Origin of the sequence: Streptomyces sp. 8L, from assembly GCF_020176795.1 — a bacterium.
Lineage (GTDB): Bacteria > Actinomycetota > Actinomycetes > Streptomycetales > Streptomycetaceae > Streptomyces.
Genome location: NZ_JAIUKE010000658.1, coordinates 1 through 4979, shown reverse-complemented (window position 1 = coordinate 4979; position 4979 = coordinate 1). Strand labels below are relative to the sequence as shown.

General features: G+C 72.8%; 3 protein-coding genes. 2 read left to right on the top strand and 1 reads right to left on the bottom strand.

What is annotated here, in order from left to right; all coding sequences use genetic code 11:
* Together LCE31_RS36620 and LCE31_RS36615 are read left to right on the top strand one after the other, a co-directional pair.
* The coding region (locus tag LCE31_RS36620; protein WP_308042385.1) for an aldehyde dehydrogenase family protein at window positions 1-1515 on the top strand (1515 nt) is incomplete at its 5' end.
* Window positions 1516-1663: 148 nt separating this feature from the next.
* Window positions 1664-3376, top strand: coding sequence for a glycoside hydrolase family 9 protein (locus LCE31_RS36615; RefSeq protein ID WP_225022279.1), 1713 nt, complete (start codon window positions 1664-1666; stop codon window positions 3374-3376).
* A 213-nt stretch (window positions 3377-3589) separates the two neighbouring features.
* On the opposite strand, the gene LCE31_RS36610 is transcribed toward LCE31_RS36615, so the two are convergent.
* Window positions 3590-4492 carry an LPXTG cell wall anchor domain-containing protein gene (locus LCE31_RS36610; RefSeq protein WP_225022277.1) on the bottom strand — a complete coding sequence of 301 codons (903 nt, stop codon included), beginning with the start codon at window positions 4490-4492 and terminating at the stop codon, window positions 3590-3592.
* Window positions 4493-4979 lie beyond the last annotated feature (487 nt).

Below are 4979 nucleotides of genomic sequence, written 5' to 3'. Positions count from 1 at the left end.
GCCCCCACCCCGCACTCCCGTCACCACCGCACCCCGGAGGCCCGTATGCCGACATCGTCCACACCGTCCCCCTGGGACGGCTCCCTCTTCATCGGCGGGGCCTTCGTGCCCGCCGAGAACGGGCGCACCTGCGTCGTTCTCGACAAGGCACGTCAGGAGCCGCTCGGCTCCGCGGGCTCGGCGTCGCCCGCCGACATGGACCGCGCCGTCGCGCAGGCCGCGCTCGCCGCCCGCGACTGGGCGGCCACGGACTTCGGCACCCGGGCGGACCTGCTGCGCACCGTCGCGGAGCGACTGCGCTCCAGGTCGGACGAGTTCTGCGACCTCATCGTCCGGGAGACCGGCTCGATACGCGGCAAGGCGGAGTACGAGGTGAGCGGCGCCCTCGACGAGCTGCACCAGGCCGCGGGGCTGGCCGGGGCGGCGACGTCCGAGACGCTGCCCAGCCGCGCGCCGGGGCGGGAGAGCGTCGCCGAGCGGGTCCCGCTGGGTGTCATCGGCGTGATCACGCCGTGGAACTTCCCCCTGGTGCTGGCCATGCGCGTCCTGGCACCGGCGCTGGCCACCGGCAACGCCGTCGTGCTCAAGCCCTCGCCGCACACCCCGCTCAGCGGCGGGCTGCTGCTCGCGGACCTGTTCGCCTCGGCAGGTCTGCCGGCCGGCGTGCTCCAGGTGGTGCCGGGCGAACAGGACGCCGGGGAGGCGCTGACCGCCCATCCCGGCACCGCCATGGTCCACTTCACCGGCTCAAGCGCGGTCGGCCGGGCGATCGCCCGCGACGCGGGCTCCCGGCTCAAGAAGGTCTCGCTCGAACTCGGCGGCAACAACTCCCTGATCGTCCTGGAGGACGCCGACCTGGACCAGGCGGGTGCGATCGGCGCCTGGTCCTCGTTCCACTACCAGGGGCAGACCTGCATCACCGCGGGGCGGCACATCGTGCTGCGTCCGGTGTACGACCGCTACGTCGCGGACCTGGCGGCACGGGCCGCCCGGATCACCGTCGGCGATCCGGCCGAGGACGGTACGGGCCTCGGCCCGCTGATCAGCACCCAGCAGCGGGACCGGGCCAGGGACCTGCTGGCGGGCGCCGTCGAGGCGGGCGCGCACGTGGTGGAGGGCGGCGGCTGCGAGGGGCTCTTCCACCGGCCCACGGTGGTCACCGGGGTCACCCCTGACATGGCGCTGTGGACGGAGGAGATCTTCGCCCCCATCGCGCCGGTCATGGTGGTGGACAGCGAGGAGGAGGCCGTCGCCGTCGCCAACGAGACGGAGTACGGGCTCGTCGACGCGATCGTCACCGGCGACCCGGAGCGCGGCAGGCGGCTCGCGCGGCGGCTCGGATCGGCCATGGCGCACGTCAACGACACGACCTGCCTGGACGAGGCGGGAGCCCCGTTCGGTGGCCGGCGCGCGTCCGGCCTCGGCGGCAGGTCCGGCGGCGAGTCCAACCTCCACGAATACACCGAGCTGCGCTGGCTCACGGTCCAGCACCAGCCGGTGGCGTACCCGTACTGACACCGCCGCCCTCCCGTACGCCGCTGTCCCTGACCGGGCCGGACCCACCCGACCCGACCCGACCTGACCTGACCGAGCAGACCGACCTGACCGAGCAGACCCAGCAGACCACCAAGACCACTCTTGCCCCCCCGGAGGAGCCCCGACGATGGCGACGATCCTGACCAACCACATCGGCTACAACACGGCCGGCAGCAAGAAGGCGGTGGTCCTGCTCGCCGGCCCCGCACCGGCCGAGCCGGCCGGGGCCGAACCCCTGGGCGCGGCACGGCTGGTGGGCGACGGCGTCGACACACCCCTGGCCGTCGGCGCCCAGCAGGCGGTGGACCGCTGGAGCGTGGGCACCTTCCGGGTCATCGACTTCAGCGACGTACGCGACGAGGGCGTGTTCCGCGTCGTCTACGGGGACGAGCGCTCCGAGCCGTTCCGCATCGGCGAGCGCGTCCTCCAGCAGAGCACGCTCTCGGACATCCTGTACTACTTCAAGTCGGTGCGCTCCAGCGGCGCCATCGACCGCAAGGACCGCACCGCAGGCTTCTACCAGGACGACTCGCGTGCCACGGTCGACGCGCGCGGCGGCTGGCTGGACGCGTCCGGCGACTACAGCAAGTTCCTCAGCCACCTCAACTACACGCGCATGATGAGCCCGCAGCAACTCCCGCTGTGCGCCTGGGCGTTCATGGAGGCGCGGGACACCCTGACGCGCCGGACACCGCAGTTGCTCAAGGCGCTCGGGGACCGGCTGCGCGACGAGGCCCTGTTCGGCGCGGACTTCCTCGTACGGTTCCAGTCGCCCGAGGGCTACTTCTACACGGCGATCTTCGACGCGCTGACCAAGAACCTGGACGAGCGGGTCATCAACGCCCCCCTCCAGGACTCCGTGCGCACCCAGCGCTGGCAGGCCGCCTACCGCATGGGCGGCGGCTTCGCGATCGCGGCGCTCGCCCGCGCCGCCACCCTGGACGACCACGGCGACTTCACCTCCGGCGAGTACCTGGCCGCCGCCCGCCGGGGGTTCGACCACCTGGAGGCGCACAACAAGGAGTACCTCTACGACGGCGAGGAGTCCGTCCTCGACGACTACTGCGCACTGATGGCCGCCGTCGAACTGGTCCGCGCCACCCCGGAGCCCGACCCCGTGCTGACCGCCGCCGCCGAACGCCGCGCCCGGCAGCTCATGGACCGCCGCACCGACTCGGGGCTCGGCTTCCACCACCTCGTCGGCGACGTGGAGGGCCGCCCGTACTTCCACGCGGCCGAATCCGGCCTGCCCGCCGTGGCGTTGCTGCGGTACGCCGAGGTCTGCGCGGCCTCGCCCACCGCCGCCGAGGCGCGCACGGCGGCGCTCGCCATGATGGCCGACGCGGCCTTCCTCGCCGACGAGGTGGCCAACCCGTTCGGCTGCGCGCGCCAGTACGTGCAGTCCACCGGCGCCGAGCCGCGCACGAGTTTCTTCTTCCCGCACGACAACGAGACCGGCTACTGGTGGCAGGGCGAGAACGCGAACATCTGCTCCGTCGCGTACGCCGCCTCACTCGCGTCCGAACAGGAGGGGCTGGACGCCGAGTCGGCCGAGCGGCTGCGCAAGCTCGCGGAGGACCAGCTGCACTGGGTGACCGGGCTCAACCCGTTCGACTCCTCGATGATCAAGGGGGTCGGCCGCAACAACATCGAGTACAAGCCGGACTACCCGAACGTTCCCGGTGGCATCCTCAACGGCATCACCGGCGGCTTCGAGGACGAGCACGACATCGCCTTCATGCCGGAACACCACCGCGCCACCGGCAACGGCTGGCGCTGGACCGAGCAGTGGATACCGCACTCGGCGTGGTTCCTGCTGGCGATGTCGGCAGCGCGCTGAGGCCTCCGGTCCGCGTCGGCCCTGGACGTACGGCCGCAACGGCGAACCCGGGGGGGGGGGGGGGGGGGGGGGGGGGGGGGGGGGGGGGGGGGGGGGGGGGGCGCGCGGGGGGGGGGGGCGCGCCCGGCCCCCCGCCCCCCCCCCCCCCCCCCCCCCCCGCGGCCCCCCCCCCCCCCCGGTTCACTGTCTGCTCGTACGCGTCAAGCGCGTGGATCAGGCCTGCGTGCGGTTGCGGCGGCGGGTGAAGACGACCGCGCCGGCGCCGATGACGACGAGCGCGGCGCCCGCGGCCACGAAGGTGGTGGTCTGCGAGCTGTTGCTACCGGTCTCGGCCAGCGTCGGCGTGCTCGACACGGGCTGGGCGACCGGGGTGCCGGACGGCGCGGCGGTGGCGCCGACGGCGGGGGCGCTGCTGCTCGGCGACGCGGACGGCGTGCTGGAGGCGGGCGCGCTCGGGGAGGCCGAGTCCGAGGGGCCGGTCGACGGGCTCGTGGAGCCGCTCGGCGGCGGGGTGCTGGAGTCCGAAGGCGCGGGCGACGACGGCGGGGGCGAGCTGGGCGGGGTCGAGCCGCCGCCGCCCTGCTCGCACTTGTCGAACTTGCCGTTCCAGTGGGCGATCAGGTCCGTGGGGGTGTACGAGTCGGGGAAGTGCGGCAGGGCGCCGCTCTTGCCGTCGTACACCTTGTTGTTGCCGTACAGGTCGATCTGGCCGAAGCAGGTCGACTTGTCGATGCCCTTGACCGTGAGCGTGGCCTGCGGGTTCTTGTCCGACAGGGTGGCCTGGTCGACACCGAGGAAGGTCTGGGTGCCGGAGCTCTCCCAGGTCGGGCCCTCGGCCTTGTACGCCGCGAGGGAGACCGGGTACGCGCAGCCCTTCGTGGCCTTGCCGTCGAGCTTGACGACGATGCTGCTCGGCGCGGCCGGCAGCGTGTCGTTCTTGGTCCAGGTCGAGCCGCCGTCGGAGGAGAACTGGAGCTGGAGCGGGCCGCAGTGGCCCTGGCCGCCGCCGTCGTGGCCGTGGGCGGACGCGGTGCCCACACCGGCGAGGGACAGCGCCGCGGCCATGGAACCCACTCCGGCGGCACCTATCAGACGTCTGGCAAATGAACTCTGCACTTCGGTACTCCTGAATACGTGGCGGTGACCGGTTCCGAGCAGCAGTGCTCACGTGCCCAGCACGCCGTGCCGCGGGCTCTTGTGTCGCGCCCGGGTCGACGAGGAGCTGCCGCCGCCGAGGTAGTTGGTGTCCGTGCCTGATGGCCGGGGACACGAGTATGCCGCAACAGCACGCACGTGACACAAGTGGCCCCCGTAAAACACACCATGACTATGTGTTGTTGAAGCAAAGCTGTGACACAAGGAGAGGCGCAATCACGGCAAATGCCGCTCATGGTGCGGACGTCGGGCCGTACCTGCACAACCGGAATCTCCAAGTCCACCGATGCCGTCGCCCTCCACGGCGACCGGCCGCGCCCCCCGGGCCGTAGCGGCGACTCGCCCAACCCTCCCCACGGCTCCCCGCGGACGGCGATCACGCGCCCGGCGCACCGGAGGCGGGAGCCCATCGCAGCGGCCACCCCGCCGACGCCGCTCCGGTCACCGC

Coding starts and splice junctions, on each gene's coding strand:
- LCE31_RS36615 (WP_225022279.1), top strand. CDS start 1,664: ATGGCGACGATCCTGACCAACCACATCGGCTACAACACGGCCGGCAGC.